This window comes from Ructibacterium sp. SJQ-7 (assembly GCF_054696575.1).
Genome location: NZ_CP195193.1, coordinates 2,788,144 through 2,808,957, shown reverse-complemented (window position 1 = coordinate 2,808,957; position 20,814 = coordinate 2,788,144). Strand labels below are relative to the sequence as shown.

The following is a 20,814-nucleotide window of genomic DNA, read 5'->3' as shown; positions in this document are numbered from 1 at the left end:
CCCTCCTTAAATATTTCCCAAATATCCGCCATGACCATTGCCATCGGCAAATCCGACTCCGATATTATATTCATTTTCACTTTCAGCAAATTCAAATGTCCCTGTATATTCATACGAATATGTTACAGACAGATGAGCGGGTTTCAGATCCTCGATAATATTCTTAATCACACTTTCAGGCACATTCGGTTGATGAAAAATCACCGTAAAGCTATAATTCGGAATATCTTCGGAAATATCCGCCAAAATGCTGTAACTCTCAATCACCGCTTTCAGATTTGCCCTTGTCGAAGTCTGTGTTCCGCGCAGTCTTGTTTTGATAAGACTTTTTCTCACTTCAATGGTATCGGCAATTTCTGATATACCCAAACTTTTTTCATATTCTCTTACGGCATCTTCATCGGCACTGTCAATAAATCTGTTTTTCATAAACATTTCTATCAACTCATACAAACGTTCAAATTCCGCATTGACGGGTGTATTTAATGCTTTTATATACCGTGACTTTTTATAGTACGACGGTAAATTCTGTCCTACATCAGCCAACGGCAACACCCCCAAGAACAGCAATTTCAGTTTCGGATATTGCGATATTTTCTGTTTTTGAATTGATTTTCAAATTTGAATAATCATCAACACCGTCTGTATTCAATATGGTTTGACCTATTTTTGCATATGACACATATCCGTTTGCAAAAGACACATCACGCAAATAACTTCTGATATTCGATTTAATACTTTCAATCGTGCTTTCGTCCACATCTGCCGAAAACGTAACATTTATACTTACTGCCGTTGCAGTGGTAACGGTCACATCTGCACCTATCGGGCATTGTTCATCTATATAACTCTGTACCTTATTTATAAGCTCACTTCCGGCAAGTTGTTTTTCACTGTCAACGATTATCACTTTAACCGTTCCTGCTCCGTTCCACAACGGCAAGCATTTTGCGTCACCCACTCCGTCAACTGATTTTGCCCAAGAGATATACTGCCACTTATTTCCGCTTGTTATAGGATGCGAAACATATTCGGTAAAACGCTTTCGCAGTTCAACATCACTTTCTTTGTCACTGCCTCCTGTGGTTGAAATTTCATTTGTTACGGATATAAGTCCTTGAATCGTAACCGGAAATCTGTTTATTTTCCCTTTTTCAACATTGCCTTTTACTCCGGCGCTGTCACACACAATTCGTACCGTTACACTTCCGTCGTTTGGTATAATCGCATTTTCGGTTATATTAAATATAACATTACCTGCCGCCACCTTTTCACCGACAGACACTTTTGCTCCGACGTTACCGCTTACAGTCACACAGCCTGTTGCATAGCTTGCCTCTTTGCGTTCCAATCCAAACTCACCTACACGCATATCAAGATACTTACCCGTAGCGGTTGACGCATAAAAATAGGAGTCAAGAGATGATATAATATCATAAACATTCTCAAACTCCGTTGCCGTTGATTTTTCTATATCGTATGTATAAGTTCCCGATGACGTATCATATCTTGACGGTATCTGCAAAAGCATACGTTCAAGTATTGTATCAATAGTTTCAGCCATTATATCGCCCCCTTAACGTCATTTATATCGCCGTACACGCTGTTTACGGTAAAAGATACTGTAAGCAGTGAGCCGTCTACTTCCATATTAAAGTTATCAATACTCACTATATCTTCATTTGCGGTAAGCATTTCGGTTATCTCACGCTTGACTTCCGAACGGATGTAGTCACGATTGTAATTCTTTCCGACAAAAGTATCTTCTATATTTATACCGTATCCTGTACCGTTATAAATTTTATATCTGCCCTTTTGCGTATTGAGTATTTTTTGCACCCAATTTTTTATACGTTCCCTGCCGACCGTCATTTTCGGACGACCGTTTATAATAATAAAATCGCCCTTTTGAAAATCAAATGCAGGTTCTGTTTTTGTGTAATCAGCCATTCTCCGTCACCCCCAACACCAAATATCTGTTATTGCCTCTGTACGGAATCATTGCAACTTCTCTGCCTTTATAAACATATCGTCCGTCAATATCCTGTTTGTATAAATCAATAAGACTTTTTATATGGTCCTTAGTCAGAATTATTTTAGAGGTGAATTGTATTTTAAGGTTCGGTAGCTCAATTATTTTACCGAATACGACAAAATCACTCGTTGCGTTTTCACGGTCCTTAAACATCTTTGCAAGTGTTTCGACTCCGTTTTTCATACTAATCTCTCCATATCAATTTTATTGTAGTGAACACCGTTTTTTATACTGTGCTGACTGCTTGTAATCACATATTTAACACCGTCTTTTTCTATCGTACTTCCGGCCCGTGTATAGCTTGTCAGCTCCTCGATTATTTCACCGGAATACGTTTCATCTTCCTTATTCAGCTCGCCAAGATTTTTCTTTGCCAAGTCCGATGCATTATTTCCGTCATTCATTTTTACCACTTCTTGTAGAAAGCCGTATTTTGATATACTCTCCTCGGCTTTCAGAGTAGTCATAACGTCCGTATCTGTTATCACCTTAACACTGTTCTTCATATTCTCAATACTGCCTTTATGCTCAATATTACCCATATACTGTACTGAGTTTTGGAGTTCGGTATTCGGCGATATTCTAAACTTCGGCTCGACCACCTTATCACTGCACAAATATATACGCATACCGTCGGGTACAAAGTCAAAGTTATACCCGTTTCCGCACTTATCAAGAATATCCTTGATAACGTCCGATACGGGCTTGTCGATATATATTTGCGTTATAAGCGTACTCAATTCGGGAATAAGCACAATCGGAATGTATAAATCGTTGCATATTTTCTTTATGCAGTCATCGGCTCGCATAGATGTAAACTGATATGTGTCGGTAGTTTTGTTCAGATACCACCCTACATCAACGGCAGTATATTTGTTTTCATACATTGCTCCGTCGTCAACCTCGATTATTACACCTCTGAAATCTTCTTTATCTCCTCCGCTGTACCTCATAATATCACCCATTTTTGGTATGTATATATTCATATACTTCATTTCTTTAGGTTTCGGAGTGCTGAAAGACATCGTTGTCGCAAGTGTATTTTTTGTATTTGTCCACGATATATCTCCTATATGCTTTGATACGTCTGTATCATTTACCACTACTTTCAAAGCACCGTCTAACAGCATAGGTGCTTGTTTGAAAATCGAATTGTGGATAGGTATTTTTTCGTTGGTATCCGCAAAATGATATTCTTTTTCACCGGATGTACTTCCTGTACTTCCGTATGTCGGCTCTGTATCGCTTGTCCAAATTCTCACAACACGGGCAGAGCGGTTAATCCCTTCAGCCTCTAATGCAGATGTGAATTTTTCATTGCCTGTCACAACATTTCCGTCAATGATAAACTCCGTCATATTTGCGTCACTGCCTGTGTGATACATATGTCGGCTGTCGGTTTCGCTATCTTTCTTTTCGTCACCTTTGACTGCGTATATCACTTTACCGTCGTCAAATTCAATCTTAACAAACGTGCCGTCCGGTCCGTAATACGAACCGAGTGCCATACAAATAAAATCTTTGTACTTTCGCAATCCGCCGTTTGACGTACTGCTGTCACTGCCCCACAAGTATTTATATCCGCTTGCTTGACTGTTCGTATATGTTTGGTATGCCATATATGATTTAGTTGCGAGCGACTTTCCGATGTTCGGTATTTCTCTCTCAACCCAGTTTGCAATATAACCGCCTCCGTCTTTGGTATATCTGAGTACACAATCCCACGGATAATTTCTGTAAGGCACGTTGGTAACAATACCGAATGATGTTCCTCTTGCCTCAACGGTTGTTCCGCCGTCCGCCTGTACCAAAGCGGTATGGTCTGCTTTATTTAAAAGTACATCACCTTTTAACATACCTGCTCCGTTTGACAGATTACAGGACGACGTTACGTCTTTAAATCCACACGAAATAAAAACGTTATACATATCCTCCGTATATGTAGCACCATTATCTTTAACAGGCACTCCTGCATTTTGATATGCCGTTATAACAAAAGAAGAACAATCATAATGCGGTCCCCATCTCACGTCTTGACTGTACCAATGACTGTCGTCATTTGCAATATCTGTCGCCCATTGAACTGCATTATCAATTACACCCATATAAACCTCCTTTTAAACTTTTGTATACTTTTTTCACTATCTTACTATGGTGGTATTCGTCTGCACATCATGTCACCTCATTTTATTGCATAGAAAAAGCACCCCGAAAGGTGCTTAATTCTAATTTATATATTCTGTCCTGTTGGATTGAAACATTCTTGCATAAGTCGCATTGCATATTTAAAACCCATAATAAATCCGCAACGCTCACTTTCACATTCGGATGATGAAACTAATTCCTCTATTTTCTTATATGTTTCATTACCTACAACTTTATTTATTGCCTTTCCTTGAGCGGACTGCACATCATTCATATATAAAATTTCATCAGCTGAATCGTATTCATATGACTGTGAAACATCTACAAAAATTTGATTTATTAATTCACTTTTCATCACAATTCCCTCCTATGCCGTTTTAACAGTCTTGCCTAAAATCTTACCTAAAGCTTGTACACCTTTTTCATTGTATAAAAACTGTTGTACTTCTTTAGAACTATGTTTTGACTTACTCATAACCATTTTACCGTATGTATCATTTTTAAGTCCGCTTGCATTTGCAGTCTTGCCAATTTTCATAGCCGATACACCGAACATTCCACCGACTTCCGTTGCTGAATAAAGCTTTTCACATTCGAGTAAATACTGGTTCATATTCTTACCCGTTATCTGCTCCACCGCCTTAATACCCATAACATCAATCGCAATCTGTGATAAGTTTTTGTCCTTAGTGTTCGATAAAAGCGTTTTTATCATACGATTTTGAGCATTAAGCAACATTGCGGTGGCTCTGTCACGTTTTGCTTGTAATTCAATTTCTTTTAAGTGGTCTGTTGCAATATTAACCGTTTCGCCTTTTCTTAAAGATTTCAGTAGTTTTCTTACCCACGCTCTGAACTCTTTTGCTTTTTCAGTTTTTGCGAGAAATGTAACTTCATATATGCCGTCTTCTGTGAAAACTCTTGTTTTTCTCTGTCCTGCTTCCGAAGTCAAAATGACTTCGGAAGAAAATTCTTCACTTTTTAAATAACCATTTCTTGAAACAATCTTATTGATACTTTCTCGTGGACTTGCATATTGTAAGCATTTACCGAGTTGTTCACTTGTCATAAACATATCTTGATTGTCTGAGTACACATCACATTGTACCTCTCCGAATTGTGCTGATTTTACAATCTGTAAATTATTCATTAAACTTCTCCTCTCAAATTTTGCTTTGACAAGAGTTTCAATCTATGATATAATATCTTGTAGACGGAAACGCCTTGTACTGATAACGATAACGATTGCTTTGGTTGGCGTGTTATCGTTATTTTTTTGTTTCTTTGGCATTGTTCTGTGGCATACTATAATGACACAAGTCAGCAAAACACCAAGTCGTCCTATCTTTTTGCAACTCATTCATACTTAGTTTTCCTCCTTTTCAATGAAATCTGTAATCGGTCTGCCTAATGCCTCTGCAAGCTTTCGTATGGTTGCAGCTTGCGGTCTTTTAATTTTTTGCTTTTCAAGTAACGATATTTGATTTGCCGTAATTTTAGCCTTATACGACAACTCATTCATTGACAAGCCTTGTTCCATACGATATTCTCTTAGTTTTTTTGTTGTATATCCCACATTTTCACCTCCTGACATTTTAGATTATACTACTTTAAAAGTAATAAGTCAATACTTTTTTATCAATTATATTTATTTTATTGATAATATACGTTATTTATGTTATAATTAAGTTAATAATAAAATAATTTTATTAGAGAGGTGCAAAACACAAGAAATAAAAAGTAAATAAATCATAAATAAAGCTAAGCGAAGCAACAAAAGCGAATAATAGTTAAAAAAGTGCATAGCAAACAAACCTAACGGCAAGGAACAAAAATATTTGGTTTTAAACATTGTCAGCTAAGTCGTTTTAAAGTTTTTACGCTGCGATAAGAAACGTCTTTCTTAGTAATAACGGCGGCAATTGCAATCGATAAAAGTGATATATGAGCAATTGTATTAAGATTTTTTACAGAATTGCCATTACGAACAAAAACTCTTTCACAGCCTGCTTGCTTAAATCGTGAATTGTATCTTTCGGCTTCGGTTCTGAGAGCATAAACGGATTTAAAGGCTATTGAGCTTCTATCGATAGAAAGCCTGTAATCATCGGGAAGAGTTATGTATTTAGTACAACCGCGATTTTTCTTGCCATTATTCCAACATTTGTGATTACAAGGGCAATTGCCATTTTTAGAGCGTTTCAACGGACAGCAGTATTTCTGACGTGTTCGACCGCTATCTGAAAACTTGCCGTCTTTATGCATTGCGAGTCCTGCTTCGCAAATGATATTCCCTGACGGTAACTTTTTAGGGCTTTTGGTATTTCGTTTGTTTAAGGCAATAAAGCAATCGCCATTGTATGTGTCATGCACAGTGTTGTAAATAGCCTTAACATCATAGGCTTTATCAGCTAAAAATGAGCATTCAGACATAGGAAGATAAGAATTTGCTCTTTTGAGTATTTCGAGTGTTACAGAACTGTCGGAAACATTGGCACCGGTTGTTAATTCACAAACGGGTAAGCCCGATATGCAGTCGACAAGAATATGATTTTTGTAACCCCAATAGAATTCATAATTCTTTTCGTTATGCTGATTTGAAGCAGTTTGAACACCAAGCCTACAATCTTTATCAGACTTTGGAGGAGAGGCTTTGGAGAACTTATTCTTTTTAAAGGACTTGGGATTGTTGTTTGAAACATTAGCCTTAACAGGAGTAGCATCCAAAGCGATAAAAGATGAATCAATCAAAGATAAATCGGCAGCTTTCAAGACCTGTGATTGCATAACAGTTTGAAGTATATCGTTATCAAATTCACGGATAAAGCGTGTGAATTTTGCATAAGAAGGTAATTCATGAGAAATGTCAAAGCCACAGTAATGGGCAATAATTAAGTTGTTTGACAGATAATCGTGTAAGTCCGAAATTTGAGAGAAACCTTCGCATTTCATAACGATAAAGGCACAAATCATAGAATGATTGCTATAACTTGCACGACCGAATTTTGAGTTTTGAGCCGGAATACAGCTTAAATCTAAATTAATGAATAGTTCATCGTAAAATTTAGCTTTTGGTTGTGAAGTGAAAAGACTGATGTCTTTTAAAATTTCTTGACGATAGATAAAAACCACTCTCCTTTGTGGGATTTTGATTTCAACTATATTATACCAAATCAGAGTGGTTTTTTCTATACATTAAATATTAAATTTATAGTGACAAAACGGATTTGCCACATCCGTAAAATTGCATAAACTCTATGTTTTTAGAGCTTTGCACGTGGCTATAATTTTATCACTTAGGAGGTGCAAATAATGTCAACTTTTGCTGATAACTTAAAATTTTTATTAAAATATAAAGGTGATACCCAAAGTCAGCTGGCTAAAGAATTAGATTTAACCACTGCATCAGTATCTCGATATTGTTCGGGTGAGCAAATTCCAAGAATCGATGTTTTGGATAAAATTGCAGACTATTTTGCGGTTGATGTATCGGATTTATTCGCTGAAGATACCATTGATAAGTTAAAAAGCGGCGAATTTCAAATTATATATGGCGAACCGATTAATATACCTTTAGACCAAATTCCAGTAAAATACAAGCTATTTAAAGAAATAGAAAATCTTTCAAATGCAGAATTACAACGAGTACATCAATACATCCAATTTTTGAAATATATGCGTAACAAATCCGATACGTCAAAAGATAACGTCTAACTTTTTATAAATTCGTATCAAAATATATCTGAAAACACTAACCACGTGAATAATATTCACGTGGTTTATTCGTTTTTCTTTAACTACTTCGATAATATCGAAGTAGTTAGCCAACACAAAAGACACCCCATAATGAGGTGTCTTTATTTTTCATTTTTGTTGTCCGAGACAATTTGCTCCACTATTTGATTGATGCCTTTATTAATTATTTCATATATTTCATCTGTCGTTTTTGGCTTGTAATCCGCTTTATTGACATCTATTTTCAAAACTCTATTATCATTATCAGAATGAATTTTCTCTACACTTTCTGTAGTTTTAAAATTGATATTGACAGGCTCATCGCTTGATACATAAAACTTAATAAATCTTTCAACCACATCTTGGATAGATGTATTTTCTTTTACCGTTTTCAATTTAAGTTTTGCATGAACATCATCAGACAACCTAATTACTACTTGTTTAATATCTTCACCCCCTTTTTGTGCTATCATAATATCATACTATCAAGATAGTGTCAAGAGTTTTTTTTATTTTTTTATATCACTTTCCAACTTCTGTATTCCTCGACTTATTGCCTCAGTTTTATTTACACTTTCTTGCTCGCAATAAGTTTCAAGAGTATTTTTGTCCTTATCACTTATGCGAATACTTATTTTATTAGGTCTGGGATTATCAGTTGGTCTGCCTGTTCTGGGTGACATATTCTATCCTCCTTTCTTTTGTCTGGCATAATTATATACTATTGCCCGACAAAAGTCAAGAGTTTTTTCTAAAAAAGTACATCGAAATTCGATGTACTTTCTAAGCCTTATTTGAAATTTTTAATTTGTCTTTTGTTTTATTATATTACAAAAGGAAAATATTGCAACATTTTTAATCACCGAAACAACCGGCATTATCCATAATAACAAGCAAACGTATCATACTCTTTGTCAAACCGTATCCGTCCTCTCCGTCACCGTTTAGATAGCCTTTTCTTTTTACCTTTTCAATAGTCGCCTCTGCCCATGACGGCATAATGTCAACCGTATAATTTTCAAATCCGTCTGTTTTGTCAATAATAACAAGTGTACGAATAATATCCATTGTAAGACCGAGTTCGTTATCGTCTGTACCACTTATAATACCTCTGTCCATCAGCTTTTGAATAGTCGGTTTAGCCCAAGACGGCATATTATCGTCCATATAGTTATATATCATTGTGTTTTCAACACTGCTAAGCCTTTCTTCTATATTATCAATTCTCGCCATTATTTCATCATACTGCGCCACTGTCAACCCCTCCTGTACATCGTTTAAAAGATTTACTTCTCCAAGCTCGATTGAATAATTCAAATCGCCGCCTGCGCCTACACTGTAATCAAACTTATCTATTGCCGCCGCTGTATTTATATCAACATTGCAAATACCCGTGGAAGTAATGACAAGCCTTATCGGAAGTTTACGTTTACGCCAATTTTCAATCTTGTCTGCGTATTCCTGCCCTTTCATACTTCTGTCCCTTAAATACGGATAGTCGTTCATCGGTAAGAAACTACTCCACGATACAGTTTTAAGCTCGGGATTTCCGATAATTTTTATCCAGCCGTAATTTGCCGTTTCAAAAGTTTCCGTACCTTGTGAACTCGATACGGTAAATTCGGACGGCGTGACAGGAATATGTATAACTTCTTCACTGTTGTTTATGCTTAAATAGAAATCTAACATTTTGCCTCCTACATATTTGCCATATATTTTTGAATTTTAGGAACTATTACGTTTATAACGTCGTCGGCGATTTCATCGGCGGTTTTGTTGTCGGCGTTTATAACTATCTTAATTTCATTCGTTATAGTATTGCCGCCTTTGTTGCTTTCGGCTATGTATTGACTTAAATTGTTCCAAAATGTCCTAAGCGGAAGTATTGCCTCTGCTCCGGCTTCTCCGCCCATTTGGACTTTTCCGTTTGCATATCCGAACGCTGTCGGACGTGTCATAATACCGCCTTTTGCATTCCATTCAAGTCCAAGTTTTGGAATCGGTGTACTGACACCGGCTATACTTACCGTACCTTTTTGTACAATCTTAGGCGCTTTGATAATTCCTTTAATCTTACCCCAAACGTCCGATACCTTTTCGGCAATACTGCCGAATATCTCCTTGACTTTGTTCACCGCCGCACTGATTTTTTCAGTAATACCATTTTTAATGTTTTCAAAAATAGTCATTACGGTGTTTTTCACATTGCCAAACGCTTCGCTGAATTTACCTTTTACGGCTTCCATCTTCTCACTGACTTTGTTGACAACTTCACCAAGCTTACCGCCTGTTAATTGATTAATTGCGTCATAGCCTGTCCTGTAGTATTCCTTGACACCCTCTATTGCCGCAAATGTAGCACCTTTCAGTCCTCTGCCGTGTGCGTCATATGTACTTTTTATGTTGTTCAGTTTTTCCGATACAACATTTTTTACACCGCCCCATAATTCTGACGTTTTTTCTTTGACGCCGTTCCACATTGTAGACACTTTTTCTTTGACTGCTGATATTCCGTTTTTTATCTTTTCAAATCCGGCTTTTATTCCTTCCCATGCACTTGTAACAATCGCTTTAACTTTTTCCCATAGGTTGATCCAAAAATTTCGGAATCCTTCGGACTTATTCCACAATACAATAAACGCCCCTACCAATGCACCGATAGCCACAATGACAATACCAATCGGATTTGCTGTCATAGCTACATTTAACGCCCATTGTGCGGCTGTTGAAATACCCATAACAACATTTTTAGCCGTTTCAGCTGCATTCCACAACAAAACTGCACCTTTGTATGTGATTATCGCCCCTGCAACTGCTCCTATTACCGGAGATAATGCCTCAATTACCGATATAGCTCCACTGGCTAAATCCATAGCCGTAGATAATGCGTCACAGAATGTTGATATACCTCCCTCACAGAAATCTTTAAGCATTGGTCCAATGTTTGAAAATGTATCAGTTATGGTATTTTTCAGTCCCTCAAACGACCCTTTTAGCTTTCCTACAGAACTTTCACCGATTACATCTGTCATACCGTCAAAAATTGATGGTATTGCATCTAAAACAGCCTTTCCCAATGCAGGTAATTGGCTGATTAAACCGGTAACCAAACTCTTTGTGGCTGAAACAAGGTGTGGAAGTATATCGGATACCATTGACGGAAGTTCTGCTACAATTACAGGAGCCAAACTCTCAATTAACGAACCTACGCCACTTAACGCACCCGTTATTGCCGGTATAACATTCTGCCCGAACGTCTTAGCCGAATCAACCAGTGCATCCAAACTCTGATCAAACATTTCTCCGCCTGTTGTCAAACCGACAAGAGTATTTTCAAACGCCGCTTTCAGTGACCCCCACGATCCGCTTATTGTCGTGCTTGCCTCTTTTGCCGTTGTTCCCGTTATATCCATTTGCGTTTGGATTGCATGAATAGCCTGTGTAATATCGGCAAATGATGAAATATCATACTTTTGTCCGGTAAGTTTCTGTGCATCGCCAAGCAGTCGTTTCATTTCAGCTTGTGTGCCACCGTAACCTAACTTCAAGTTGTCAAGCATAGTATAATTCTGTTTTGCAAATCCCTGATACGCATTTTTTATGGACTCCATATCCGTACCCATTTTATTTGCATTATCGGACATATCAACCAATGCCGAATTTGCGTAATCCGCCGCCTTGTTTGTATCTCCGCCTAAGCTTGATATTAATGACGCTGAAAATCCCGTAACAGTATCCATATATTCATTCGCCGACATTCCGGCAGTCATATATGCCTTATTTGCATTTTCTAATACAGCATTTTGCGCACTCATCAAACTGTCATATTTTCCTTGAATATCAGAAACACTTTTACCGACACTCTGTGCATATTCCTCAACACTTCTTCCGCTTGCTCCGAACAACGTTTCTACACCGCCCGTAAGTTGTTCATAATCGGCAAATGCACCGACAGACTTTGAAACCAAAGCCGTTACGGCAGTCGCCGCGGCCGCTCCTGCCACCGCTAAACCTTTTCCGACTTTTATGGCACTGCTCCCTATACCTTTCATTACAGAAGACATCTTTGAGGCGCTGTTCGTTGCGTCTTTCATCGACTCATTCATATTTTTGACACTGCCGATTACACTTTTTATCCCTCGGGCAAATCCACTCGCATTAAGGTTCATATTCAGAACTATCGAACTTTTATTCTGCAAAACTATTCACCCCCTACGCTATCACAAATGCACGGCATTTGCTCGCTATAATTTTGCTCCGCAAAATTATTCACCTCCCAACGCCTTCCACTTTGCGTACTCGTCATCATTTGCCTTTTTGGCACTTGCAAGGAAAAATATTTTTTCAATTTCCGGTCTTGCAAGCACCTTTTCGGGCAATATTCCTCTTTGCAGATAATGATGTATCATATAGAGTTCATCATCTGCCTCTATCAGTTTTTTACTTCTTCAACAAGTTTTACACTGTCGATATATCCCGCAAGTTTCATACACTCCATTGCAATCGGTGAGATTTCGCCGTCGTCAAAAATCTTTTCTACGATTTCTTCGGGATATGTACAGCCGTATGCCTCCTGAAGTTCTTTTGAATGTAAATCCGGTTCGGCAACACACTCATAAACAAGGTGAGCGTCACCGTCTTTTTCCATTTCCGCCGATTCTGTTGCAAGCGATTTGGTCGGTGCTTTTATAACAATCTCGCCACCAAGGCTTTTTACATAAACTCTCGCTCTTTTTACGTTTTTCTTTGCCTCAAGCACTTGCTCCTTACGCTTAATAAGTTCCGCAAGAGTAATTTTTGTATTCTTATCCATAATCTTTTACCTCCGTTATTACGCATTCATTGTAGATGTAAGGTCATAGTCGGTAAAACCGCCGCTGAATTCTTCTTCAACTATCTTACCGTTTTCAAAATTCATAAGTGACACATCATTATACCAACAATTATCAAGTTGAATTGTTTCATAACCGCCGTTATCAGGATCTTCAAGTCTTGCCACCAACGTATGTCTTGTATCTTTACCTTTTTTATGACCGTCGGCTATTTCTTTACCTCTTGAATATACCTTTCGTACGGTATATGAAAATTCATAGTCAACGCCCATAAGCTTTGAATCGTTCGTTGTATCGCCGGCAAAACTTACACTCTCACGATTTGTCTTTTCCTTTGCCTCGAACTTATACACTTCATAGGCAAGACTTCCGTCAATCCAAAGTTTACCGAATGTACCGGAACAAAGTTGATTACCTCTCGGTTTAACACTTTCAGCCATTATCTATCACTCCAATCCTATTTTAAAACTCAAATCTTCAATACAATCCTGTATTGTAATATCAGCCCCCGCAAATATGATACTTCCCGTATTTGCTACTTCGACTTCGCTGTCCGTCCAATCCGACACGTCATATTTTTGAGCAAGCCATTCACGTTGCGACTGAACGTCAATATACGCTCTGCAATCGGCACCGTCATACAATACGCCCTGTGACTGCAACGACTTAAAATACTGATTAACCGCACCTATAAACAGCATTTTATTTTCGTGACTGTTTACAACGTTAATATAATTTTCCTCAAACGATGCTTTTATATCATCTCTTATGAGGTCAAGGCTGTCTATAATCTTGATTTTCTTCATATCCTCCGTCTTATCGCCCGACAATGTTACAAGCGAATTGACACCTCTGCCGACTTTAACCTTTTCACCGTCATTGATAAGTATAAACTTACCGCCGTCAATATCATCATCCGGAGTTGTACTTTCCGTTATGCTTTCAACCTCCGCAAGAGTCTGATATGTTGCACCCTCTGTCATAGGCAATCCTGCCAAAAGTCCTGCAATACGGCAACAGTATTCGGCAGTGGTATAAACCTTTGTACCGACTTTTATATCATCGGTTGCAAAGTTTATAATACCCTCATTATTCGCCGCATACGGAAGTACGGCTTTAAAAGTCTTTTTCGCACTTCTCTGCGCGATAATCCAATCCGCAATATCTTTTTCGTTATCGGCAATCGACGGTATTGCAAGGTAATTCCACTTTTTATTTTTTAATCGTGCAAGCGCGTCGTCATAGGTATCTTCCGCACCTATTCTCTCAACAATAACCCTTTGCGGTCCGCCGAGGAACGTCTTGCTTATGTAATCATAATTTGCGGTTGTCCAATGAGATTTTACAACTTCTCTCTCATTTGTATACGAATATGATGTAATATCGCTTTTGGTTGCGTCACGCAAAATCAGTGCAACAATGCCGTTTGCACTTCGTTTAATTGCCGTTTCAGCTTTGGACTGAAACACTATATTTATTTCAGGTAAACCCATTATAAATCTCCTCCTAACATCAAATCTTCTGCCTTATCGTATGTACTTTCGTTTCTCACCTTAACGGTGTAATTGTATACAAGCTCCGTCACAAGCGTATAATTTTCCATAGAGAAATTAATATCAAAGCACCTTACACGCATACCGTCAGACAGTACAAGCGGTTTATACAAAAACAAGCCCCTTAATTTTTCAGCCACATCAATAAATTCATCTTGACTTATATCTTTCGGAACATATCTTATTCGTACCGTCTGCGTTTCATCGTCCAAAAATGAATTTGTCGACTGTACGTTAAGCGGAAACATTTCAACGATAAAGCAAGGCTCTGAAAATCCTTGTTCGGTGTATGCCGTATATACCGCATAATCATCGCCAAACAGGTTATGAATAGCTTTCGTCACTGCATTTTTTATTTTTGATGTCATTTCAATACTTCCTCCATTTTCTGCATAAGTATTTTAGGTGCATCCCTTTCAACTTTCGGTACTACGGTGTTAAGATACTTTTTACCCTCAACCCACGCTTTGCCGTTTTTCTTAGGCTTGTACTTCGGGGACGTACCCTTTCCGAGCCTTGTACGGTGTCCGAACTCCACATAAGGAGCATATTCAAGTGCGGTATATATTCCGCCTTTTACCGTACTTCCGCTTACAGTTGTTCTTTCTGCTTGCCAACTCTTTTTCAGTGTACCGCCCGTTTTACCGTTCTTGTAATATCCGGGTTTTGTTACGTTACTGATGTATTTTAATGCCCTCTGTGAAATTACATTCATAGCCGATGCACAAGCTTTGGTGTAATCCACACTTTCCATTTGCTTTTGTAATTTCTCAAGCTGTGAAAAATCAATCTCATTCATTACGCATAATCCTCGAATAATTCCAGTGCAATTTCTTGGTGTGATGTATAAACCGCACTTTCACCGCTACGGCAATAGTCAGTTGTTTTTCCGTTTTGTGTAACGGTTATTTTACTGCCCGACGGTATTTCAACCTCCGGCGCAATAAAAAGCACAACCGATTGCGATACGGTGCTGTATCCGTCGTCCTTTGCCGCCGAATTTCGGCTCTGAAACGAAAGTCGGCAAGGCTGTTCGGTTAAAACAGCCTTTTCGGTAAATACAGTTTCGCCTGTTTCCTCATTCACGCTTGAAACTTTCACTTTGACAGAACATAAGCCTTTATACAGTCTTTCAATCGCCTCTCTTACCATATTCATCACCACACCAACTTTCTGAAACGTGCAAGCCTTGCTTTGTAGTCTTTAAACACGCTCGACATACTGCTTGAATTACTGCCGTACGATACGGTAACATCGCCCTCTTTGATTGACGTTACATTGTCATATTGCCCCGATGATGACGACACGTCATAGCGGAACAAGTCCGCCGCCATAAGTATAACGGTATGCTTTAAATCATCGGGAATACTGTCAATGTGGCAATAATTCTTGATATATTCGATTGTGCTTTCAATACACCTTTCGGCTTTTCCTCTGTCATCTTCGCTTATGCCGTACATATCCGTAAAAACAGTTATATACTCGTCCATAAGTCACCTCATCAAATCTTGTGACGCATTTCGACAATTCTAATCTGCTTAGGGTCATATACGGGTGTCCAGTTTTTTGCGTTGGCAAGTTCCGTACGCGTAGGACCTTCCGTATTTGCGACATCGGCGTCCGTAAACTTAACACCGCGTGGGTGAAGAATATACGTCTTACGATTGATAAGATAATCAACACCGCTACCCTTTTTCTTATCTCTGTCTGTTTCTGTTGCAACAAACTTTTCCGGTGTACCGTTACCGAGTGCAATCGCACCGTTGCCGAAAAGGTACGTTGAAAATACTTGACTTGAACCAGAACCTGTTACAGGACAGCCGTCGTCAATAATAACTCTCTTACCCATATATGTACTGAACGGATTTGCCCCCGACGGCTGAATTACGTCAATAAGGTCTTGCTTTCTGAGTGCCGCCTCAACTGCACTGTGCATAACAACGGCGGTAAGTTCCGCTTTGTTGTCGCCTAAAAGCTGTTGTGCGTCAATAAAAGCACTTCCGCTCCATTTTGCACCGTTACCGCTTGCGCTTGACATATCAAGAATGTTTGACGCAAGTCTTGTTTCAGCCTCTTTAGGCGAACCGTCGGAGACTGCCGGAATTGTGCCGAAGATACCTTTCAGCACTGCGATAAGCTCCTTTTGTAAATCTCTTACCCAAAAGTCAGATACAAGACTTGCAATCGCCGCCATAGGGTCAGCACCCGACATTGCGGCGGAAAGGTCTGTCGCACTCCACATTTTTGCACGTCTTAAAATTACCGCAACGTCTTTCTTACTGCTGATTTTGTCGGCGGTGAGGTCGTCACCCTCGATAACCGTTTCCGATTCACCTGTTAGGTCAGAGAAAAACGGCATATTTACAAGCGGACTTGCCTGTGACGCAAGCTTGTCAAACTCTGCGTCGTTTTGAACTATACCGCTCTGCACAAGTGCCGATTTTTCAAGTGTTTTTTGAATAACGTACGGATTAAACAGTTCCGGTACGATAATATCTGATAAAGTTGTTCCCATATTAAATTCCTCCTGTTATTCCTGCCTCTTGCATTAATACTTTTGCTTTAGCAGGGTCGTTTTTATAAATTTCTCCCTGTTTGGTAAGATTGAATGTTTCCTTTGCCCAAGGATTTACGTCTGAACTTCCGCTTCCGCCTTTTGGTGTATATGCTCCTCCTTTTTCGGCAAAAAGGTGTGAGTACGTCTTATCCTCCCTAAGCGGTTTAAGAATATCGTCCACACCGACAGGCTTGCCGTCTTTGTCGAATGTAAACTTGTCAATTCCGCCTTGCTTGTAAATAAGATAGTCGGCATCGGTTACACCGGCTTTTGAAAGCTGTTCCTTTAATGCGTATGTCTTTGCGGTGTTCAACGCATCTGTTTTAAGCGTTTCAATCTCGCTTTCATACTCTTTGATTTTGTTCTGCAATTCCGCGTTGTCGGCATTTGATTGTTTAAGGTCCTCAATGGTTTTATTCGCCGTTTTAAGCTCCGTAACTTTGTCATTGAAAACATTTTTCGGTACTGCATACTTCGGAAATTCAGAGTTTACAGTCGACATCACTCCGTCAATATCCAACTTGCCGTCCTCAATCTTCGCCTTTTCCAATATTGCCTTTAACCATTCCATTCTTATTTCTCCTCCATAATTTTTTATTCAGGTGCGTTCCTGTAAAAAGCATTGTTCTTTATTCTCTGCAACACTTGAAAAAAGAGTATAAAAAAAGCACCGTTTCATAGGTGCTAAGGCGGTAAACCTCGTATATTCACTTGTTCCACTCTCCTTTTTTGGTATCAAAAAAGCACGCCCAAAGACGTGCTTTTATATTATTGTATCAGCAAAAACTACTCGGCATATTCTTCTCGTGTTCTTCTATTTCTTTTGAAAATAGTTCCGTAAATTCGGCATGCAATCTTTTATATTCTTCTAAATCTCCTGCCTCATAAGCTTCATTAGCTTTTTTCAGCAATTCAGCTGTTTCCTTAGACGGATTCCACATCATGTCAAACACCTCTCTACATCAAACTCTTTATAACATTAATCAATAAATTTTTCAACTCATTATCATTACCGACTATTGAAAAGCACTCCGCATATAACTCTTGTATCTTGCCCTTTCCATACTTCAAACTCGCATACTCGCTAATTTGTTTTTCTATACAGTTCGGATTGCTTTCCAAGTAACTCTTTAAACATTCAGACGTTTTAGACTTAATCAAATTTATACTTTGATTATAACTCAAATTATGCTTTTTGGCAATAGAAATTACACAATTTTCAAAATATTTGTGTCCTATCTCGTGTAAATATGGTGCAAATTCTGTTTTGTTTGCAAACATTCCCATTTGTTCATTTACATACTTGATAATGTCTTTAACAGTCATATATTTACCGTTTATGTACATTATATCCGTGCGTTTGTCGTAACCCGCAATAGCAGTCGGTTCAAAATTATTCAAATCAAAATCAACTATCGCTACTTTTGGCATTTCTACCTTTCCGTCAATCGTTTTCTGTATAATACTCAAACTACGTTCGGCAAGTTTAATTGCTTTTTTATTCGCAATATTCGTATCATCAACAAACATTTCAAACTGACTGTTTGTAATCGGATTTAGTTTGATTTTCTCCGTTGTACCGTTATTCATACTTATTTCGGCTTGTTTAACTTCGGTGCCGATTTTCGGATTTCTGTCACCGCCAAATGCCTTTGACATATAATCAATGTCATCTTGTTGTGTTTCCGCATCGTCATCTTGTTTTTCATCTTCCGCAAAATATGCCGTTATTGTACCTCTGCAACGGGTATGAAACGGCGGAGCGGTTATACCTTGTTGATACTCGGAAAGTTTAAAATGCTTACCGTGCATACTTGCACATTCACTGCAAATATCACTGTCCAAATTCTCGTCAATCTCGTATTCTTCAAAGCCTGCGTCCTTTAGCGACTGCAATCTTGCGTCAACCATAATATGCGTATATTCCGTCTGATACAATGCGGCGGCACGGCTTTTTGAAACATTCATTCTTGCAGAAATATTTTTAATCATTTTATCGGGACTGTCGCCCCTTGTTATGCCCTGTACAAGATTTGTATTAAGTTCTCTTAAAAGTTTCTGCTTATCGTTCCATATTCGGTCAGAGAAGTTACTTCCGTCAAGCCACTTTTCATACACTGCGTTTCGTACGGTTTCACTGTCAAACTTAGCAAAATTTACGTCACTGTCAAGCGAATCGGCTATATGTTTATGTGTTGTATAATATGTATCACTGTACGCCTTTTCAAGTGACGTTGAAAATTTATCCTCCTGTTTTTGCTTCAAGAGTTCGACTTCTCCGCGCATTTGATATTTGAGTGCCTCCAAACGGCTTACCCTTGAACGCATATACTCATTATCAAGCATTGTCGTCCACTTGCCGTCTGCGTTATCGAGTGCCTTTTCCCTAAACTCCTCAAGCGACATCTTAAAGCCTTTAAGTTCTTCACGACTTAACTGCTTTCGTGCCTCTGCCATATTGATACCGTTTTCACCCGCATACCTTGCGTAAAACGTTTCAATCTCTTTTTTTATGCCGTTTAAGGACCGTTCATACTCTTTTATAAGTTCGCGTTCTATATCATCGGCTTTCTGTGCGTGGATTTTTAAAAGCTCACTGTTCCTCTTCTTCCAATACTCGTTCATTATGTCCACCCATTATATCGTCACTGTCGTCCTTTTCTTCCGCAATTCTCTCCATTTCCTTATCTGCATCCTCAACAAACGGATGACGTTCGATAATCGTGCGTTGAGATATAACACCAACGCTTTTTTGTGCTATATCCGCAAGTTCGGTGTCGTTTGAAACGCTTGTCCTTGTCCACGTCTGCGTGACATTTTCACAAGCGATACCGCTGTAATCGCATATCGATTTGATGAGTTCTTCAAACCCACTCCTAAACTCCATTTCCGCCATACCGGCTTTGAGTTCAAGCAGTGAATACAAATATTTCAATGCCGTACCCGATGAATTACCGAAGTTCTGCGGATCGGGATCAATACCTTTACCCTGTTCAAAAATACTCTTGCGTGTCATTTGGAGCATTTTCTCTCTCGCCTCAACCGGAATATCAATCGTCAAAGTCGAAAGTCCTCCGCTTGCTCCTTCCTCCGAATCAAGCTTAATCGTTTTATACTTCTTTAGTTGAGTCAAAAACTCCGAAAGGCTCTCACCCTCATATCCGCTAAGCACGAATATAATCTCCTGTATATCTTCAAGGTCGTTTATAAAACCGCTGTATGTCTTGTCATATGTATCAATAAGTCCTTTTATCGGTGTAAGGTCATCACGATGAAAGCCGTTATTGAAAAACGGAACAAACGGTACACGTCCGAAGTTATGACTGTACACGTTACATACAGTTCCGTTTGTTTCAACGTCGTACACGTTGAACATATTATACATTTCAAGCCGTTCAAGACCGTCGCCAATCTTCTTACGGAATACACTGCATTCCTTATCTGTCCAATACTCATAAACATGATAAGTGTCACCGTTATCGTCAAGCTCTTGATATGTTCTGAAACACGCCGTAAGTTCGTGTTCCAAAGTATCACTCCATATCGGTATAACTTGCTTGCTGTCTATAACGTCGTACTTAAATCCGTCATTATCCCAGTAGTGAATCCAACCCACACCCGCATTTGACGCATTTATTGCAAGTCTTGAACATATTTTCGTGTATCGACTGCCGAGTATATTGCTTATTTTCTCATTCGCCGATTTATTTCCAACATCAAATAACGGCGGTGACGTAAACATATATGCGGACTTTTGGTCTACAAGCAAGCCGTGAAAGTTGGACGGTATTCTGTTATCGGCATTTCTCAAAGGCTTCTCGTCCTCGCTATGCTTTATGTGCAAAATATCGTTGTCGTTTAAGTAATACCTTTCCGCCGTCTGCACTCTCGATATAAAATTCTCGTGTCCTGGTATATATTTTTTTATCAGCTTTTTCACTGTTTCCAAATCCATTT

At 38.7% G+C, this 20,814-nt stretch carries 28 protein-coding genes; 1 reads left to right on the top strand and 27 read right to left on the bottom strand.

Annotated features, from left to right (window positions below; all coding sequences use genetic code 11):
• Positions 1-6 precede the first annotated feature (6 nt).
• The 10 genes from ACSAMO_RS12355 to ACSAMO_RS12310 form a co-directional block, all read right to left on the bottom strand.
• Complete coding sequence (locus tag ACSAMO_RS12355) at positions 7-546, bottom strand: putative phage tail protein (RefSeq protein WP_412615231.1); 540 nt, start codon at positions 544-546, stop codon at positions 7-9.
• The gene (locus ACSAMO_RS12350) at positions 539-1,564 is read right to left on the bottom strand and encodes a baseplate J/gp47 family protein (RefSeq protein WP_117968418.1); all 1,026 of its coding nucleotides are present in this window, start codon (positions 1,562-1,564) and stop codon (positions 539-541) included. Before ACSAMO_RS12350 ends, ACSAMO_RS12355 begins: the two co-directional genes overlap by 8 nt.
• A complete protein-coding gene (locus ACSAMO_RS12345; protein ID WP_022229634.1) occupies positions 1,564-1,950 on the bottom strand; it encodes a DUF2634 domain-containing protein in 387 nt (128 codons plus the stop codon). The genes ACSAMO_RS12350 and ACSAMO_RS12345 overlap by 1 nt, the downstream gene beginning before the upstream one ends.
• The gene (locus ACSAMO_RS12340) at positions 1,943-2,218 is read right to left on the bottom strand and encodes a DUF2577 family protein (protein ID WP_022229633.1); all 276 of its coding nucleotides are present in this window, start codon (positions 2,216-2,218) and stop codon (positions 1,943-1,945) included. Before ACSAMO_RS12340 ends, ACSAMO_RS12345 begins: the two co-directional genes overlap by 8 nt.
• Positions 2,215-4,140, bottom strand: a complete 1,926-nt coding sequence (locus ACSAMO_RS12335) for an XkdQ/YqbQ family protein (protein ID WP_499209424.1) — start codon at positions 4,138-4,140, stop codon at positions 2,215-2,217. Before ACSAMO_RS12335 ends, ACSAMO_RS12340 begins: the two co-directional genes overlap by 4 nt.
• Before the next feature lie 125 nt (positions 4,141-4,265).
• Positions 4,266-4,535, bottom strand: coding sequence for a hypothetical protein (locus tag ACSAMO_RS12330; protein ID WP_499209423.1), 270 nt, complete (start codon positions 4,533-4,535; stop codon positions 4,266-4,268).
• A 12-nt stretch (positions 4,536-4,547) separates the two neighbouring features.
• Entirely contained in the window at positions 4,548-5,330 is a 783-nt protein-coding gene (locus ACSAMO_RS12325; RefSeq protein WP_499209422.1) for a BRO-N domain-containing protein, read from the bottom strand.
• 42 nt (positions 5,331-5,372) lie between these two features.
• On the bottom strand, positions 5,373-5,540 hold the full coding sequence (locus ACSAMO_RS12320) for a hypothetical protein (RefSeq protein ID WP_499209421.1): 168 nt from the start codon (positions 5,538-5,540) through the stop codon (positions 5,373-5,375).
• Positions 5,541-5,546: 6 nt separating this feature from the next.
• Complete coding sequence (locus ACSAMO_RS12315; protein ID WP_499209420.1) at positions 5,547-5,756, bottom strand: helix-turn-helix domain-containing protein; 210 nt, start codon at positions 5,754-5,756, stop codon at positions 5,547-5,549.
• Positions 5,757-6,034: 278 nt separating this feature from the next.
• Positions 6,035-7,312, bottom strand: a complete 1,278-nt coding sequence (locus ACSAMO_RS12310) for a transposase (protein WP_499209210.1) — start codon at positions 7,310-7,312, stop codon at positions 6,035-6,037.
• A gap of 180 nt (positions 7,313-7,492) precedes the next feature.
• Here ACSAMO_RS12310 and ACSAMO_RS12305 point away from each other — a divergent pair, with 180 nt between their 5' ends.
• Complete coding sequence (locus tag ACSAMO_RS12305) at positions 7,493-7,894, top strand: helix-turn-helix domain-containing protein (RefSeq protein WP_499209419.1); 402 nt, start codon at positions 7,493-7,495, stop codon at positions 7,892-7,894.
• A gap of 143 nt (positions 7,895-8,037) precedes the next feature.
• Here the strand turns inward: ACSAMO_RS12305 and ACSAMO_RS12300 are convergent, their stop codons facing one another.
• The 17 genes from ACSAMO_RS12300 to ACSAMO_RS12220 form a co-directional block, all read right to left on the bottom strand.
• Positions 8,038-8,388 (bottom strand): hypothetical protein, encoded by a 351-nt coding sequence (locus ACSAMO_RS12300; RefSeq protein WP_499209418.1) that lies wholly within the window; start codon positions 8,386-8,388, stop codon positions 8,038-8,040.
• A 36-nt stretch (positions 8,389-8,424) separates the two neighbouring features.
• On the bottom strand, positions 8,425-8,598 hold the full coding sequence (locus tag ACSAMO_RS12295; RefSeq protein ID WP_499209417.1) for a hypothetical protein: 174 nt from the start codon (positions 8,596-8,598) through the stop codon (positions 8,425-8,427).
• A 172-nt stretch (positions 8,599-8,770) separates the two neighbouring features.
• Positions 8,771-9,604: an S-layer homology domain-containing protein gene (locus ACSAMO_RS12290; RefSeq protein WP_147514075.1), complete on the bottom strand. Its 834-nt coding sequence runs from the start codon at positions 9,602-9,604 to the stop codon at positions 8,771-8,773.
• 8 nt (positions 9,605-9,612) lie between these two features.
• On the bottom strand, positions 9,613-12,114 hold the full coding sequence (locus ACSAMO_RS12285; protein ID WP_499209416.1) for a phage tail tape measure protein: 2,502 nt from the start codon (positions 12,112-12,114) through the stop codon (positions 9,613-9,615).
• Between the two features lie 66 nt (positions 12,115-12,180).
• Complete coding sequence (locus tag ACSAMO_RS12280) at positions 12,181-12,324, bottom strand: hypothetical protein (protein WP_337599968.1); 144 nt, start codon at positions 12,322-12,324, stop codon at positions 12,181-12,183.
• Between the two features lie 23 nt (positions 12,325-12,347).
• Entirely contained in the window at positions 12,348-12,728 is a 381-nt protein-coding gene (locus ACSAMO_RS12275; RefSeq protein WP_022229629.1) for a phage tail assembly chaperone, read from the bottom strand.
• An 18-nt stretch (positions 12,729-12,746) separates the two neighbouring features.
• Positions 12,747-13,187 (bottom strand): phage tail tube protein, encoded by a 441-nt coding sequence (locus tag ACSAMO_RS12270; RefSeq protein ID WP_337599966.1) that lies wholly within the window; start codon positions 13,185-13,187, stop codon positions 12,747-12,749.
• A gap of 6 nt (positions 13,188-13,193) precedes the next feature.
• Positions 13,194-14,240, bottom strand: a complete 1,047-nt coding sequence (locus ACSAMO_RS12265; protein WP_499209415.1) for a phage tail sheath C-terminal domain-containing protein — start codon at positions 14,238-14,240, stop codon at positions 13,194-13,196.
• Positions 14,240-14,668 carry a phage tail terminator family protein gene (locus ACSAMO_RS12260; RefSeq protein ID WP_499209414.1) on the bottom strand — a complete coding sequence of 143 codons (429 nt, stop codon included), beginning with the start codon at positions 14,666-14,668 and terminating at the stop codon, positions 14,240-14,242. The genes ACSAMO_RS12265 and ACSAMO_RS12260 overlap by 1 nt, the downstream gene beginning before the upstream one ends.
• The gene (locus ACSAMO_RS12255) at positions 14,665-15,099 is read right to left on the bottom strand and encodes an HK97 gp10 family phage protein (protein ID WP_412599135.1); all 435 of its coding nucleotides are present in this window, start codon (positions 15,097-15,099) and stop codon (positions 14,665-14,667) included. The genes ACSAMO_RS12260 and ACSAMO_RS12255 overlap by 4 nt, the downstream gene beginning before the upstream one ends.
• On the bottom strand, positions 15,099-15,458 hold the full coding sequence (locus ACSAMO_RS12250) for a hypothetical protein (RefSeq protein ID WP_412332492.1): 360 nt from the start codon (positions 15,456-15,458) through the stop codon (positions 15,099-15,101). Before ACSAMO_RS12250 ends, ACSAMO_RS12255 begins: the two co-directional genes overlap by 1 nt.
• Positions 15,458-15,790 (bottom strand): head-tail connector protein, encoded by a 333-nt coding sequence (locus ACSAMO_RS12245; RefSeq protein ID WP_117968428.1) that lies wholly within the window; start codon positions 15,788-15,790, stop codon positions 15,458-15,460. The genes ACSAMO_RS12250 and ACSAMO_RS12245 overlap by 1 nt, the downstream gene beginning before the upstream one ends.
• 11 nt (positions 15,791-15,801) lie before the next feature.
• Positions 15,802-16,815: a major capsid protein gene (locus tag ACSAMO_RS12240; RefSeq protein WP_117968429.1), complete on the bottom strand. Its 1,014-nt coding sequence runs from the start codon at positions 16,813-16,815 to the stop codon at positions 15,802-15,804.
• A 1-nt stretch (position 16,816) separates the two neighbouring features.
• Positions 16,817-17,428, bottom strand: coding sequence for a phage scaffolding protein (locus ACSAMO_RS12235; protein WP_499209413.1), 612 nt, complete (start codon positions 17,426-17,428; stop codon positions 16,817-16,819).
• Between the two features lie 205 nt (positions 17,429-17,633).
• Positions 17,634-17,801, bottom strand: coding sequence for a hypothetical protein (locus ACSAMO_RS12230; protein WP_499209412.1), 168 nt, complete (start codon positions 17,799-17,801; stop codon positions 17,634-17,636).
• Between the two features lie 13 nt (positions 17,802-17,814).
• Positions 17,815-19,482 carry a minor capsid protein gene (locus ACSAMO_RS12225; protein WP_117968431.1) on the bottom strand — a complete coding sequence of 556 codons (1,668 nt, stop codon included), beginning with the start codon at positions 19,480-19,482 and terminating at the stop codon, positions 17,815-17,817.
• Positions 19,451-20,812 (bottom strand): phage portal protein, encoded by a 1,362-nt coding sequence (locus tag ACSAMO_RS12220; protein ID WP_499209411.1) that lies wholly within the window; start codon positions 20,810-20,812, stop codon positions 19,451-19,453. The genes ACSAMO_RS12225 and ACSAMO_RS12220 overlap by 32 nt, the downstream gene beginning before the upstream one ends.
• Between the last annotated feature and the right edge of the window lie 2 nt (positions 20,813-20,814).